Annotated in this window: 16 protein-coding genes and 2 pseudogenes; 9 read left to right on the top strand and 9 right to left on the bottom strand. The window is 59.2% G+C overall.

Annotated features, from left to right (window positions below; all coding sequences use genetic code 11):
* Window positions 1–12: 12 nt before the first annotated feature.
* From BM222_RS43125 to BM222_RS30560, 4 genes are all read left to right on the top strand, one after another.
* Entirely contained in the window at window positions 13–153 is a 141-nt protein-coding gene (locus BM222_RS43125) for a putative zinc-binding metallopeptidase (RefSeq protein ID WP_349509889.1), read from the top strand.
* 720 nt (window positions 154–873) lie between these two features.
* On the top strand, window positions 874–1083 hold the full coding sequence (locus tag BM222_RS30575; protein WP_092236558.1) for a cold-shock protein: 210 nt from the start codon (window positions 874–876) through the stop codon (window positions 1081–1083).
* Between the two features lie 453 nt (window positions 1084–1536).
* The gene (locus BM222_RS30570; protein WP_092236555.1) at window positions 1537–1836 is read left to right on the top strand and encodes a hypothetical protein; all 300 of its coding nucleotides are present in this window, start codon (window positions 1537–1539) and stop codon (window positions 1834–1836) included.
* Window positions 1837–2152: 316 nt separating this feature from the next.
* A complete protein-coding gene (locus BM222_RS30560) occupies window positions 2153–2380 on the top strand; it encodes a hypothetical protein (protein WP_092236597.1) in 228 nt (75 codons plus the stop codon).
* Between the two features lie 291 nt (window positions 2381–2671).
* Here the strand turns inward: BM222_RS30560 and BM222_RS30555 are convergent, their stop codons facing one another.
* The 5 genes from BM222_RS30555 to BM222_RS30535 all read right to left on the bottom strand — a co-directional run bounded on the left by BM222_RS30555 (window position 2672) and on the right by BM222_RS30535 (window position 5688).
* Entirely contained in the window at window positions 2672–2857 is a 186-nt protein-coding gene (locus tag BM222_RS30555) for a hypothetical protein (RefSeq protein ID WP_092236550.1), read from the bottom strand.
* 188 nt (window positions 2858–3045) lie between these two features.
* Window positions 3046–4185 carry a PAS domain-containing sensor histidine kinase gene (locus BM222_RS30550; RefSeq protein ID WP_092236546.1) on the bottom strand — a complete coding sequence of 380 codons (1140 nt, stop codon included), beginning with the start codon at window positions 4183–4185 and terminating at the stop codon, window positions 3046–3048.
* A 5-nt stretch (window positions 4186–4190) separates the two neighbouring features.
* Window positions 4191–4982 carry an alpha/beta fold hydrolase gene (locus BM222_RS30545; protein WP_092236543.1) on the bottom strand — a complete coding sequence of 264 codons (792 nt, stop codon included), beginning with the start codon at window positions 4980–4982 and terminating at the stop codon, window positions 4191–4193.
* Window positions 4983–5087: 105 nt separating this feature from the next.
* Window positions 5088–5453, bottom strand: a complete 366-nt coding sequence (locus BM222_RS30540) for a response regulator (protein WP_092236540.1) — start codon at window positions 5451–5453, stop codon at window positions 5088–5090.
* Window positions 5454–5544: 91 nt separating this feature from the next.
* On the bottom strand, window positions 5545–5688 hold the full coding sequence (locus tag BM222_RS30535) for an ATP-binding protein (RefSeq protein ID WP_177243564.1): 144 nt from the start codon (window positions 5686–5688) through the stop codon (window positions 5545–5547).
* A gap of 451 nt (window positions 5689–6139) precedes the next feature.
* On the opposite strand from BM222_RS30535, the gene BM222_RS30530 reads away from it, so the two are divergent.
* The 5 genes and pseudogenes from BM222_RS30530 (at window position 6140) to BM222_RS30515 (ending at window position 9977) form a co-directional block, all read left to right on the top strand.
* Entirely contained in the window at window positions 6140–6421 is a 282-nt protein-coding gene (locus BM222_RS30530) for a hypothetical protein (protein WP_092236535.1), read from the top strand.
* Between the two features lie 23 nt (window positions 6422–6444).
* Complete coding sequence (glgX, locus tag BM222_RS30525; RefSeq protein ID WP_092236533.1) at window positions 6445–8682, top strand: glycogen debranching protein GlgX; 2238 nt, start codon at window positions 6445–6447, stop codon at window positions 8680–8682.
* 156 nt (window positions 8683–8838) lie between these two features.
* A pseudogene (locus BM222_RS30520) lies at window positions 8839–9495 on the top strand (DUF72 domain-containing protein).
* Window positions 9489–9647: pseudogene (locus BM222_RS43485) on the top strand (DUF72 domain-containing protein); the annotation flags it as partial. The pseudogenes BM222_RS30520 and BM222_RS43485, both read left to right, overlap by 7 nt.
* 84 nt (window positions 9648–9731) lie before the next feature.
* Window positions 9732–9977, top strand: a complete 246-nt coding sequence (locus BM222_RS30515) for a hypothetical protein (RefSeq protein WP_092236530.1) — start codon at window positions 9732–9734, stop codon at window positions 9975–9977.
* Window positions 9978–10799: 822 nt separating this feature from the next.
* Here the strand turns inward: BM222_RS30515 and BM222_RS41470 are convergent.
* From BM222_RS41470 to BM222_RS30500, 4 genes are all read right to left on the bottom strand, one after another.
* Entirely contained in the window at window positions 10800–10946 is a 147-nt protein-coding gene (locus BM222_RS41470; RefSeq protein ID WP_177243563.1) for a hypothetical protein, read from the bottom strand.
* Window positions 10947–11386: 440 nt separating this feature from the next.
* On the bottom strand, window positions 11387–11581 hold the full coding sequence (locus BM222_RS30510; RefSeq protein WP_092236527.1) for a hypothetical protein: 195 nt from the start codon (window positions 11579–11581) through the stop codon (window positions 11387–11389).
* A 284-nt stretch (window positions 11582–11865) separates the two neighbouring features.
* Window positions 11866–12324, bottom strand: coding sequence for a response regulator (locus BM222_RS30505; RefSeq protein WP_349509887.1), 459 nt, complete (start codon window positions 12322–12324; stop codon window positions 11866–11868).
* A 268-nt stretch (window positions 12325–12592) separates the two neighbouring features.
* Window positions 12593–14683, bottom strand: coding sequence for a hybrid sensor histidine kinase/response regulator family protein (locus BM222_RS30500; RefSeq protein WP_143106107.1), 2091 nt, complete (start codon window positions 14681–14683; stop codon window positions 12593–12595).
* Window positions 14684–14934 lie beyond the last annotated feature (251 nt).

Here is a 14934-nt window from a genome sequence, read left to right as displayed (position 1 = left end):
CTCGCACTTACGATCAACCGCCTCAACCGCTCGCTAGGTCTTGCCGACGCGTACCCATTCGACATTTCGCCTGCAGTTAAAGGCAAACTACACCTGGTCCATATGTCGATTTCGGCTTTTAGAAATCGGCACGTATCAAGGGCGACTGGGTAGGTTGTCGATCGTCGGGAGCTCTATCGGATCTGCTCGCGCTTCCAGCGCTCGAGCAATCTCGCTTGCACAGAGGCACGATTATCAAGGCTCAACAAGCCACGCTACGAAGCAAACACCCAGGCTATTCGCTATTTTGAAGTTGAGGCTTTCTTAATGATGGCTCGCGGTGCCAGACTTGAGAACAATGCTCGTAAAGCTGCTCATCCGACAGCTTTAGCCGCTCTCGAAGACTCTTTCTCCCGGAGCCTCTCAGTACGGCGCCGCGCTGACACGCCGCCTTGTCGCACGGCGAAGAGAGCGAGGCTTCTTAGGCTCCGACCTACACACGAGCTGGACGTTTGGGGCTCCATTCGAGACAAGCTCAAGGCCGCCAACAAGGCTAAGCGCACACGCCTCGGCCGGCTGTAGAATATGTCCGTCCGGCGTCCAGTCCCGAGACTGAAATCGGTCTGTGGCGCGACACCTAAACCGCTCCAAGCTGTGTCATCCACGCGGAACGGCCAATCGTCTGATCCGCGTGGGCGACGGGCCGGTTCTCGGAATTCTTGACTTTCTCAACTGCTGGTGTATGGTGTCGTCATCGATACTGGCCGAACAACTGTTCCGCTTTCGCCTCAGATCCTGCGGCGCGCACGTTTCAGACATTCTCCAACATCGACTAATTGGACACTGGCCGCAGCTCCGCGCGCCGGGTCCTGCGCGCACGCGAAAGCAAACCGTATGAACACGGGTACAGTGAAGTGGTTTAATACCCAAAAGGGCTTTGGCTTTATCCAGCCAACGAACGGCAGCAACGACGTCTTCGTTCACATCAGCGCTGTCGAACGCGCCGGTATGGGGACTCTGAGCGAAGGTCAGACGCTGTCTTATGACGTCGTGGCAGACCGTCGTACCGGTAAGTCCGCTGCCGAAAATCTTCGTACTGCTTAAATAGCAGCACGACAGACCTGTCGCTCCAGCCACGGATGTACTGGCGGAGCTTGTGGTCCCGCCCCGCCGCCCGAGCCCTCGGGGGTGGGGTTTTTCATTGAATCCGGCAAAGAAATTCAACGGGCTCATCTGTGGCTTCGCTTCGACAATCGGCCCTTGTGTCGCTGAGTTACGATTAAGCTGAACCGAGGTCTGCCTCGAAGCTCATCGCGCAAATTCATTTCGGAGTGGCTTGTTTCGTCTTTCAGGTGCATAAATCGGCATGCACGATTCTGATCATCGATCTTGTCGGTGCGGCGCCGTCTATAGCCGAACCGAGGCGATGGCACCTAGCCGGCAGATCGCCAGCTTCGAGTGCTCGGTTTGCGGCGCTACGATGGAATCATGGAACACCGCTTGGGTGCCCATCTACAGGCTGATAGTCGGCCCAGTTCGACATTCCTCATCTGAAGGATGACTTCGCCTCGCAAAGCGAACCGCAGCCTGTGGCAGGAATTGCCGTTCATCGCAGAGTCGTTCGGCGACTTGCTTACTAGCGTTGACGTGACCGCGGACGATCGTCGGACCTTACAAAGCCAAGCCAGGCGAGCAGCGCTTGTCTTGGATACGGCTACAGACGAAGTCTACTTTTCTGCAGACGAAGCAGCTTACAAGAACGCCTACGTCACCGTGTTTCAAGCCTGGGCGAAGGGCACGATCAAGGGCACAGCGGAACAGATATTCGAGGCTACAAAATCCATTCTTGAGGACTAGGACTCCGCCCTGGACACCAGCGAGTCAGATAGAGTCGTGAGCGATGAGGAAGAATTATGCCATACGCCTACAAGCTGAATGAGGACGTTCGCCACCAAGCTCAAGGCCCGCAAGGACGCGCCGCAACTGAACCGCAGATGATTTACACGATCATACAGCACATGCCCATCGAGTCTGATGGACGAGTTAGGTATCGCATCAGGTGCAAATCCAAGAATATCGAGCGGGTTGTTACGGAAGATCAGCTTTCGTATTTTCAGTGATCGCAGACGTCTGTTCGGACTCCTACACTGTCCGGAGGCAGCAAGGAGGAAAAATGTCAGACCGGCGGGAGCTCTATCGGAGCCCAAATGGCGACGCATGGTTCATCGCGCACGAGCCGACAAACGGTTACGCCTTCATCATCCACCAGCCCAATGCGCCGTCTGGCGGCCGGCTGTCTCACATCGAGTTGGGTGATTTCTTGCGTGAGGGGAAGGGACCCGAACAGCAAGCACTATTGCGATTGATCGGAACGCTGGTAGAGATACCGCCCTTTGCGTAGGATGCACGCGTTTATAATGGCCGCATCGCATGCAATGCTGGTTCAACAGCTGCTATCAACTTGAAAGCGAGTTGTGAAAGCTCTTGTTGGGAGAGCACGCGTGAGGCCCCGGCCGCGAAAATACTCGACAGGCCATAAGCGTTCAGAAGCCTACTGCCGCGAGAGAACCTCCGCCACCTGCGAGAATAGCGGCTTTGGTTGACGGAAGCTGGATAGTAGACGTGGTCGCCGACTTTCGGCGAGAGCCCGAAGCGCAGGCGAGCGCGATTGCAGGAGGAAGAACTTATCAAGTCACTTCGCGTATCCCTGTGATCGGAGCCAAGCGATCCGACGCTCTCCATTCATCCAGTCATCAATATCGGCTTTGCTCGTGAAGCCGATGATTTCTCGGGGCTCTACGCCTGGATATTCGGCGATGATAGTCCAATCGCCCTCAGATTTGCGAACCGGTTTGAAGCTCACTTTGATTTTTGCCATGCCCGACCATGCACGAAACCTCGCGGAAAAGGAACCTCGTCCTCCACAATGCGGATAGTTACCCACCAAGTGTCACTGTAATCGTGCTCTCCGTCCACAAATGACTCCGGACCCCACATTGTCAGCGAGCGGCAGGGAGTTATTTGCACGCTTGAACAGAATTGGGAATCGCAATCCACGCGACATGGTTACTTCCCCGATGTTCGCGCCTCCGGCGAAAGCGGCATAGTGAACGTGAACTTGGTTTCTTCACTCGTCGAGCTGACGGTCAATTCGCCCCCGTGAGCTTTTGCAATCTGCGAAGCGATGTAGAGCCCCAGTCCGAGCCCCTGGCGGCTGGCATGAGCATTCCCGCGGAAAAAGGGCTCGAACAGCTTGTCCATCGCGGCTTGTGGGATCGGCTGGCCGGCGTTGGAGACCCAGAGCTCGAATTCGCGCTCCCTTGTTTCTGCGTGAACAATCACGGGCTTGCTCGAAGATCCGTGCGTGAGGGCGTTCCCCACGAGGTTGGACAGCATCTGTCCAAGTCGTTGGCCATCACAGTTCACGGGCCGCTCGATCTTGAATTCGGCCTCTATGATCCGACCTGGCGAGGCCAGTCTTAGTTCGTCCACGACGCCCATGAGCACCGGCTCCAGCGGCTTTCCGAAATCGAGGTTCAACCGAATTCCACCGCCGAGCCGTCCACGAGCCAAATCAAGCACGTCGTCGATCAGTCCTGCCATTCGCATGACAGTGGTCTGCATCATGGCGATAACCTGCCGCTCTTTCTCGGTCTGGACTGTCCTGTCGAGGATACGCACCCCGGCACTGATCGAAGCGAGGGGATTACGCAGGTCATGGCCGAGAACCGCGATGAACTGCTCTCGGAGCTCTGATGTTTCGTGCTCTCGCTGCAAATTGACCTCGGCAGATCTTTCGCCTGTTCTGGCTGCCTCGCGGGCTCGAAGAAGCTCCTGTTCATAGCGGCGACGATCAGTTGCTCTAATGAGCGCTAGGCGGATCGAAAGGGGCTTGCCGTCCGTGTCCCGACGCTCAGTTGCGTTAGCGATCATCTGGAGCCGCTGCCCGTCCGCCTTGATAACGTCGATGGCAAATTCATCGAACGAACCCTGCATTCGGAGGAGCGGCGCGATGTGAGTTTCATAGTAGATGCGCCCAGCCATCGTCAGAAAGTCGCTGAAGCGCTTTCCGATCATTTGGTCGGCGGTATGACCGCTCCAGCCGGTCAAAGTTCGATTCACGTACTCCATCCGGCCGGCAGGAGACAGCGAAACGTAACCGCAAGGGGCGTTCTCGACCATGTCGGTGAAGTCGAGCGAGACCATGCCGGTCACACAAAGGTTCGCATGGCGGACACCACTTCTTCCGGTGCGCTGAGGTTCGGACAATGCCCCGTGGCCTTGAGAACGATCATCCGGCTGTTCGGGATGGTGCGGTTGACGAAGTCGCCAACATCCTGGCTGGCGATAATGTCCTCGCTGCACTGAAGAACGAGGGTTGGCACGGCAACACGGGCAAGGTCTTCGCGGTTGTCCGAAGTGAAGGTCACGCGAGCGAATGCCTTGGCGATGTCAGGATCGGTTCGGCAGAAGCTGTTGGTCAGCTCCTCGCCCAGCTCGGGGCGGTCCGGATTGCCCATGATCATTGGCGCCATCTGTGCGGACCAGCCCATGTGGTTGGATTCCAGAAATTCCAGCAGCTCCTCGATCTGCTTTGCGCTGAAACCACCGGTGTATCCTGCATCATCAATATAGCGGGGCGAGGGGCCGATCAGCACAAGCTTGCCGAACATTCCGGGCGCCTTTTCGGCGGCGATCACGCCGATCATGCTGCTCACGGAATGGCCGACGAAGACGGCGTCCGAAAACTCCAGCTCGCGAGCGATCTCCACAACGTCGGTCGCGTAACCTTCGAGGCTGGAATATTTGGCCCTGTCGTACGCGCTTAGATCCGAACCCCCGGCACCGACGTGGTCGAACAGGACTGTCCGAAAGTCGGCTTCGAAGGCCGGAGCCACGAAGCGCCACATGTTCTGGTCGCAGCCGAAGCCATGGGCAAACATCATCGCTTTTGCGCCGGCACCTTGAATATGCACGTTGTTTCGTTCGAGTACTTTCGACATGAGCCACCTTGTGTTCCCTTGCGCCGTTTAGCTGGCTTGCTACGGGAGATTGCGATATCTGCGCTATTCCCGACTTGAGCGCCGGATACCCGAGGGAGTAAGCAATCAGGTAGTTCCGGTCAGTTCGCGCAGGACCTCGACGACCTGGGCGCTACGGTAGGGCTTAGGCAAAAACACGCTGCCGGTCGGCAGATCGTCGTCGCCGATGTGTACGTGACCGGAGGTCGCCACGATCTTGATCGGCGGCCAACGGTCGCGGACGAACCGGGCAAGCTTCAACCCGTCCATCGAACACGGCATCTGAATATCCGTGAAGACAACGTGGATGTCGGAGCGTGCCGATAGGATGGCGATGGCTTCGTCGGCATTGACCGCCGGAATGACTTCAAAACCGGCGTGTTCGAGCACCTCGGCGGAATCCATCCGCAGCAGGAATTCGTCCTCGACGATCAATATGACGGAACGCGCCATTCCAGTGAAACCCTCCACGCCGGCAAGCGCGCCATCAAGGTATTGTTCCTAAAATCAAAAGCTTGCGTTTCGCCCGCAGATCTTCGAGCGGTTAGGTGCGAGCAAGTTGAATTGTGAGCGTTGTGCCGGTCTTTTCGTCGGAGGTAACAGCGATCTCGCCGCCATGAGCTTCAACGATCAGCCGTGCGATGTCGAGGCCGAGCCCGAGATGGGCGCGATCACCCAAATCCAACACTTGGTCACGCGTCCACGACTGGAGAATCGCGCTTGGGCTTTCAGGTAGGGGCAGGACCGAAATTGTGAACGCCAACGACTAAAGTGAGGCGATCGTTGCCTCGAGATCGTCAGGATTGACCGCGCCCTCCGGGGGCACACAACTCTTCCGGTTCGGCTGGCGAGAGATGTTCGATGCGGACGAACCAGTTCTGCACTGCGCTGGCCACCTCCAGGAGGAAGGTCGTTCACGGCGGAGCGAATGGCGAGCAACGTTCTGACCGCCTATCGCCGGTTAATGGCCCTTCGGCAAAGACCGAAAGTGGATGTGCTCGCGAGTCTTGGAAGCAACAGCTAGATCAGCATGCCGATACCTTCTGCCGGGTTGGAAATCGCTGCCGCCGCGGCTGGCTGACATCCTCAGGAACGGAATCAGCGAGCGGCGGTTACGACAAGGCAGAGGAGTTGCCGCCATGCGCCGCTCGACACCCAAGCCCATCCGCAACAAGCTCGATCTGACTGACCGCGCTCAGATGCGCCTCGTGAGAAAGCGCTTGGGCCTTTCGGATGCCGAGCTGACTGCGATTGCCGGGCGGATCGGCAATTCGATCTCCGCGATCAGCAAAGAAGCGGCCATTCAGCGCGCAAACGCACTCCTTAAGGCGGCCGATGTGCCGCCCACGGCTGTGATCGCCTCGGCTGCGGCCACCGAGCAGGCGGCGGCCGAGATACCCACGCCAGCGCCGACATCCTGACCAGATTGTCATCGGGGGCAGACATGGATCAAAAAACGCAATCAGACGACGCCCTGACGCGGGCGGCGTCGAGCCTGCGCCGATCCCGGATCACCGAGGGCAAACCGTTTCCGCTCGGCGCCACCTGGGACGGCCTTGGCGTCAACTTCGCGCTATTCTCGGCCCACGCCACCAAGGTGGAGCTCTGCCTATTCGACGACGAGGGTGAAACCGAGCTCGAGCGGATTGAGCTTCCGGAATATACCGATGAAGTCTGGCACGGCTACCTGCCCTCGGCCCGCCCCGGCACCGTCTACGGCTATCGCGTCCACGGACCTCACGAACCCGATGCCGGCCATCGCTTCAATCACAACAAGCTCCTGCTCGATCCCTATGCCAGGCAGCTCGTCGGACAGTTGCGCTGGGGACCGGAACTGTTCGGCTACCAGCTCGACCACGCCAACAAGGATCTGTCTTACGACGAGCGCGACAGCGCACCCTTGATGCAGAAGTGCCGCGTCATCGACCCCGCGTTCACCTGGGGTGCGGCGCGCAAACCTGAGGTGCCTTGGGAACGAACGATCGTCTACGAGATGCACGTTAAGGGCTTTACCCAGCTCCACCCGCTGGTGCCCGAGGCAGACCGCGGCACCTTCTCGGGGCTCGCGCATTCGGAAATCCCCGGCTATCTGCGCTCGCTCGGAATCACCAGCGCGGAGCTGTTGCCAATCCATGCCTTCGTCGATGACAGTTACCTGGTCGACAAAGGCCTGCGCAACTACTGGGGCTACAATTCCATCGCCTTCTTCGCCCCCGAGCCGCGCTATCTGAAGACGCCGTTCGCGAATGAATTCAAGGAAATGGTCAACCAGTTCCACGCCCACGGCATCGAGGTCATTCTCGATGTCGTCTACAATCACACCGCCGAAGGCAATGAGCTCGGGCCCACGCTCTCGTTTAGGGGCATCGACAATGCCAGTTATTACCGCCTGCTACCGGACCAGAAGCGCTACTACATCAACGATACTGGCACAGGAAACACCGTGAACCTGTCGCATCCACGCGTGCTCCAGCTGGTCGCGGATTCCTTGCGCTATTGGGCAACCGAGATGCGCGTCGACGGCTTTCGCTTCGACCTTGCCACTATCCTGGCGCGCGAACCCTATGGATTTGACGAAGGCGGCGGTTTCCTCGACGCCTGCCGCCAGGATCCCGTGCTTTCCAGTGTCAAGCTGATCGCAGAGCCCTGGGACATCGGCCCCGGCGGTTATCAGGTCGGCCAGTTTCCGCCTGGATGGGCTGAGTGGAATGACAAATTCAGGGACACCGTACGCGCTTTCTGGAAGGGTGACGACGGCACGCTGGCGGATCTCGCCAAGCGGGTGTCAGGATCAGGCGATCTGTTCAACAAACGCGGGCGTCGACCCTGGGCCAGCGTCAACTTCGTCACGGCCCATGACGGCTTCAACCTCAATGATCTCGTCTCGTACAACGACAAGCACAACGAGGCTAACGGGGAGGACAATCGGGACGGCCACAGCAACAACCATTCCTGGAATTGCGGCAGTGAAGGCCCTTCGGACGATCCTGAGATCACGGCCCTGCGCGAACGCCAGAAGCGCAACCTGCTCGCGACGATGCTGCTGTCCCACGGCACGCCGATGCTGCTTGCGGGGGATGAGTTCGGGCAGACTCAGAACGGCAATAACAATGCCTATGCCCAGGACAACGAGACCACCTGGCTCGACTGGATGGGTATAACGGCAAACGGCCGCAATCTGCGCGAATTCGCGCGCAGGCTGATTGCCACGCGCAAAGCCTTCCCGATCCTCTATCGCAGTCGGTTCCTGGTCGGCTCCCACAATGAAGAACTCGACGTCAAGGACGTGACCTGGCTGTCACCTTCTGGCGAAGAGATGACGGACGAGCAATGGCAGGACGGCAACGCCAAGTGCTTTGGCATGCTGCTCGACGGGCGCGCCCAGGAGACCGGCATCAAGCGCCGCGGGTCGGATGCAACGATGCTTCTGGTCTACAACGCGCACCATGATGTTGTAAACTTCACCCTGCCGGCGGTAGCCGACGGCCTCAGCTGGTTGGGCTTGATCGATACCAACCGGCCAGACGCGCGAATGGCGGAGTTTGAGTTCGGGCACGCTTACGAAGTTACCGGGCGGTCCCTGTTGGTATTCGGGCTTGCCAACGATAATGTCGCGACGCGGCGCCTACGGCAGGGCCTCGGCGCGCTGCTAGATATCGCTGACACGCCTCTATCCGGCTAGGTGGACCATCCCCGACACGGTCGCTCAGCATTCGATTCGCGACCGACGCCTTTAGTGTCTCCTGCTCCGAAAGACCTCACACCGGATGAAAGACGCGAGCGGCGCCGGGTTCGCCGGGAAAAGCAGCGCGAGGATAACATCCTGCGCGCGGCAAAGATGCACCGCGTTAGGATAAAGATGGAGAGCGAGGGGCTTCCGCCACCGCCTGATTTGCAGAAAACCGTCTTCGTAGGCTGTTCCGGCTGGCGCTACTGGAAATGGCGGGATTCATTTTACGCATCAGTGCCGCAACCGAACTGGTTCGCGCATTACGCCTCCGTCTTCGATACAGTCGAGATCAATGCGTCCTTCTACTCATGGCCGACCATCGCGAATGTTCACGCATGGCGCCGCCAGCCCGGCGGCAAGGGCGTCGTTTACACCGTCAAGGTTTGCGAGCTCATCACCCATGTCAAAAAGTTCAAGGGCACGAAAACGCTGATCAGGGATTTTGGCATCATCGCGGATATTCTTGGCGAGCAGATGGGCTGCTTTCTGTTCCAGCTCCCGCCGAGCTAGCGATACACGAAGGCCCGCCTCGCTGCGATCGTGTGCCAGCTTGATCCTAAGCGCCGCAACGCGCTCGAGTTCAGGAACAAGAGCTGGTGGAATGAGGAAGTCTATCGTGCCTTGCGCAATGCCGGGATCATGTTCTGCTCCTGCAGCGGTCCGCGCCTTCCTGACGAACTCGTCCGGACGGCGGATGAGTCTACGTACGCCTCCATGGACCCGAGCGCTGGTATCACCATAATTACTCGGACGAAGAACTTCTGAAATGGGCGAGCAGGATCAAGGGGAGCGGCGTTAAGAGAGCCTGGATTTATTTCAACAACGACTACGACGCTCATGCGCCTGATAATGCGAAAACCCTGTATCGCATGCTGGCGCCCTTCCGGCCCAAACGGAGGGCCGCCCGCCCCGCTTAGGAACCCGACCTGCAGCGGTTGCTTGTCCTTCAGCGCCCCCTAAAAGCGGGGCTGCAGAACCCAGCAAAGTCAGTCGGAGCGTGCATGCTTTTTTGGTTTTCAGCGCTGACACTCATGGCCGATGCGCTAGAGGTCATGGATATTCGACTCCGGCAAATGGCCGTGGGAAACGGCACGTCTGACGAAATGTTTCTGATGGTGACGGAGAAGCTAGACGCCGCCTCGGAGGCCGGTTCGATTTTCATTCGCGGAGGCGACTGCGGCCACGTTCTTGACCATTACAGGAAGATCGTCGCAGCGAATGTCGAGCGACTGTCGGCCGGGCGATAGGAACGGCGTGGAATCAATATTTGAGATCTTCCTCCGGTCGTGCCCGCTCTGTTTCTGCCATTGACCGAGTATGTGGCCCAAGGCAAGGGCACACGCCGGGTTCATCGCCCATCGCGTCGGCCCGCAGAAGCGGAACTCTCAAAGCGGGGAATGTATTTCGGGTGCGAGATGAGATGCATTGGCGCCGAAGTTTCGGTGCCCGGGTCACCTCGAGCGCTACCGAAGCTCGACCGAAAGTCCGGGGTCTTACGCTTTGCATCGGGCACAGCGCAGTTTCGACCGCTCAAGGTGCCGAACTTATGGACTTCGGTCTGCAGAAAGTCGAACGTGCGGCGCGCTCGTAGAAGCCAGTGGATGAGCGTCTTCGTGTTTCACTGGCTGCTCTCGCGGGCTGGCGCCTGCGGCACCACCAACCATTGAACTTAATGATGCGGGACGTGAATGCGGACAGCACCCCTCGCGTAAGACTCCCCCGGTGATTAAATTTAAGGTCACCGTATCGTTTGATACATACCGACAGACCGCCGAGCCGGAAGGTATCAACCGGCGTGCGGCGCGAGTCGCGCGTCGGGCGGCCTCGGTGCGTCCGCAGCCAGCCCCGGGACGCGCGGGGTCGTTCCGCGGGAAAAAGCGGCAGGATATTTAGGGTATGTTAGTGCTGGAACACGCGCGCGGTGGAAACGTCTGCTCACCGGGGCTGGCGCCTTTCATTTCGTATCTATGTTGAATCCCGGTAGGGCCGCTGTTCCAGAGCAGCGGCCCTTAGTTTTAGAGAGCGAGAGAAATCGGGACAGAGGCGCGGAGCGTCCTTACTCTCTCGGCTTAGCGCCAACCGCCCTTGAGCATCTCGAGAAAGCGGTCGATGAACGTCTGAATCCAGGCGTCCTCCTCCAGATCGGGGGTCGGTCCCTCCTCCGAACCAAGGAATATCTGTGGGCGGCTATTCGTGCGTCGATTCTGGTCCGACATTGCCCTCTCCTTCCGACAGAAGCCCGGGGGTGTCCGGTCCCCCGAGCCTCCTCGCCGGACAAGCTCGGGCTGGAGAGCCGCCGGAGGGTTGTGAAGCTAGGGTGCTCCCCTTCAGATTGAAGTCGACGCAAACCGGATCATTTCGATCCACCAGGCCAATCTCGCGGAGCGCGTGATTGAACCCGATCTCCAACACATGACGTTCATCGGGGGTCAGATTGATGTCCGCGAGGAAGCGCGAAATAAACATCACTGCTCCCTGAGATCTGCAGGCGGGAGCGCTCTTGGTCTCTCAGCCACCGACGCCTACGGACAGAGCCTCGGCCGGTGATGATGGGCAACTAACGTAGGTTATTTTACTTCCACCCGAGTACCTCTTCCTAGATGCGCGGCCCGGATGACCGGCATCTGCTGACCCGCTTCGTACTTCTCGCGGGCAATCAGCTCGATCCTTGGCCGTGCCTCTTGAAAGTGGCCGCGACTTCGTCGGCATCCGTTCCCGCGATTGCGAGCTCGCGCAGGGCAGACCACTCGACTCTGCAAGCAATGCGGTCGTTGCCGCTCAACATCGCGAACAGAACAGCTTCGGGCTCGACCTCCTCGAACTGGCCGGACGGATCAGAGGAAAGCGACACCGGAAACTCTCCGTGCGCAGCAAACTCTTGGCTATTCAGATTGATCCTCTCGACCTCCTGACCTTGCGAGCGGCTGCAAGTTGGCCTCCTTCCAATCCGCCCGATTGCGATATTCCTCCGCCATCTCCAGCAGAGCTTGCTTCGCCCGCGCCTCGCCGGTCAAAGCAGCTTGCGCTCGGGCCAATCGCTCTAGTTGTCGCAGTTCGTGGGGCATGGCACGACCATAACAAGGTCCCCGGTCTGCGCATTGAGATAAGTTACAAAGGTAACCGCTCCCTCAGCAATCAGTGAAGACGCTTTAGGCTAGTCGCACACGCCGTGTGAATGAAAGAGGCCGTCAGCTTGGCGGTCTTACGCGTGCGGCGGCGGTATTTGGTTAAGCAATTGAGATACCGCCGTAACGACCTGTGCGGACGCGAACGGCTTCTGCAAGGCACGCTGTTCCGCACGCCCTGCGCCGGCCATTCGTGGCCGGCTGACGCCGTCATGTAGACCACTGGAAGATCGGGCACGAGCTCTCTCGCACGTCTCGAAACGTCCCAACCGTTGAGCTTGCCTCGTAAATGAATGTCGGTCACGAGCGCACGATATTTGCTCTCGTCACCCTGGAGGAGCGTAACCGCTTCTTCGCCGGGTGCGGTGATTTGAGCGTCAAACCCAGCGCCGGTAAAAGCTTCGCTCACGACTTCTTGGATGACGGGCTCGGCCTCGACCACGAGGATCAGTAGAACCGGTTTCGGCACGACGAATCCTCCGCCGCGTAGCGCAGCGGAACGGTAAGTACCAAAGTGCACACACGTTCCAAAGGGAAATTAGCACACCTAAGACTCCAAGTTGGGGCACGTGGCCCGCGAACCGATATGCTTGAGAGGTCCGCGGCGGGTCACTTGCCGGCTTTCGCGCCTTTTTCAAGCTCGGTCAGTTCGTACCCCACCTGCCCACCTCGGTACGTTCGGAGATCGCGACAATCCGAGAGCTACCGCAGCCTCCTCCCGCCGGTCCTGATGTCGCTCACGCATGTATCCGTTGGCTGTCGAGCATCGATCTCAATCGCGACGACAGCTCTGGCGGCGAGATAGGCTTCTGAATCAGAATGACGCCACTCTCAAGGCGACCCTGATGGACGATGGCGTCCCGCGCATACCCTGTCATGAAGAGGACCTGCAGCCCAGGTCGATCGGCGAGCGCGCGCTCAGCGAGCTGCCGGCCGTTCATGCCGGGCATCACGATGTCGGTCAAAAGCAGATCGATTCCCAGGGCGCGGTCGCCGATGAACTCCAGAGCTTTCTCAGCGTGCTCCGCCACTAGGACCGAATAGCCCATCTCGCCCAGCAGCTCGGAGAGATGCTCGCGGACACCGCGATCGTCTTCAACGATAAGGATCGTCTCGCCCCGTCCCCCCAGGATTTCGCGGCTCGGGTCTTCCAGCAGGATGGGGCTCGTCGCTTTAGAACGCGGCAGATATAGCTGGACAGTCGTACCCTTTCCGATCCTGCTGTCGATGACCACGTGCCCTGCAGACTGCCTGATGAAGCCGTAAACTTGGCTGAGACCGAGTCCGCTTCCAGCTCCGGGAGCTTTCGTCGTGAAAAACGGTTCGAAGACGCGGTCGAGCACCCAGGGCTTCATGCCCGTTCCTTCATCGGCAACCGAGATGAGGACGTACTCGCCGGGGGCTAGGCCCCTCGGCGCCGGCACAGAAATCTGCGTCGAGCACAACGTTGCTTGCCACAATCGTGAGCCTTCCTCCTTCGGCATCGCATCGCGAGCGTTAATGGCGAGATTGATGAGAGCTGCTTCCAACTCGACCGGATCGACGTCAGTTATCCAGAGGTCGGGAGCCCGAAACGTGTCGATCCGGATTTGCTCACCTAACGATCTGATCAGGAGACCGGCGACCTGTGCCATGACCTGACTCACGTCAATGGGCTTCGGGTCGAGCGGCTGCCGCCGAGCGAATGCGAGCAGGCGGCGAACGAGTTGCGCTGCCCGTTCGGCCCCGGTCAGGGCGTTGCGCACCTGCCGCTGCGTCTTCTCGTCCTCTGACGTACGGCGAAGGACCGCCTCTAGGTTGCCCATGACGATCGAGAGTAGATTGTTGAAGTCGTGCGCAATTCCTCCAGTGAGCTGACCGATCGCTTCCAGCTTCTGCGACTGGCGGACGACAGCCTCCGCACTTTCGCGCCTGCGAACCTCCGCATAGAACTGGTTGGTCCGCCGTAACGCGAGGTATTCAAGCCACAGGATCAGGCCGAGCGTTGGTGCGCCGAAGGCAAGTTGAAGAAGAAGCCACTGGCTCCATTCGCGCCAGATCGCCATCTCTTCGAGACTGGAGGTGACGTATATCGGCAGATGCGCAAGGTGCCGCACTTCGAAACGTCTCTTCAGCCCGTCCACCGCCGAAACGGTGGTGTATTTCGCCGTGCGTCCTTGCGCTGCCGTGGCTCGGCGGAAGCCGGTGTTTTCCGACAAGACGATCTCGGGAGCGGCCGGCACTGGGTAACGAGCGAGAACAACCCCGTCCTCTCGGATGATGGCGTGGCTGGCGGACGCGCCGGCGCTGAGGGTAGCAAAAAACTTCTCGAAAGCGGCTGGTGGTACGACGACGGCACTGACGCCGGCGACGTTTCCTGTCTCGTCGTGCCATTTTTTGCTGACCGAGAAGAACGCCGGCCCGCCGATCTTTGGAATCAGAATCTTCCCGATGAATGTTCCGGTGTCGGGGTTCTGTTGTGCTATAAAGTAGTCGCGGTCAGAGTTGTTCAAATCAGGAGCCGGAAAAACAGACGACGCGACCAATGGTCTGCCAGACTGGTCGAACAGCCAGATGGCCCGGAGATCCGGCGCTTTGCCGATCATCTCCTCTACCGCTTCGTGGAGGTGCTCCTGGTCCGCCTTCAGACTTTCGCTGCTCTGTCTGCGGGTTATTCCCTCGACGCTCGCAAAAAGAATTTCGATCTCTTCAAACACCTTGTTGGTGTGCTCTACGGCAATATCGAGCGAGCGACTGATCCGCTCGTTGGCCGAGGTCGAGACGAACCTGTAGTGCTCCAGGCTCGCGACGCTCAGGACGAAAAGCGCGCCCAAGACGGTAGCTGCCATGACCAGAGTGAAGCTCGCCGCAGCCGAGCCAGGAGCTCCATTTTTCGCGTCCGTGCTCACCCGTAGCAACAGGCCTGGGGCGAGTCGGCCCCCTCAGCCTCCCCGATTGTCGAATTTCCCTCAGCCATAGGCGTCCCCGGTCAGGGAACTTAATCCCCGGGAACTTGGTTGGTTCCATCGACTCGGAATGAACTTCCAGCGACCTCGTCCGATGGAGCGCGGAGCCTCCTGACGCCCACAGAGCCCGCCAG

This window comes from Bradyrhizobium sp. Gha (assembly GCF_900113735.1).
Lineage (GTDB): Bacteria > Pseudomonadota > Alphaproteobacteria > Rhizobiales > Xanthobacteraceae > Bradyrhizobium.
The sequence above is the reverse complement of the archived record's forward strand: the minus strand, read 5'-3'. Positions and strand labels throughout refer to the sequence as shown.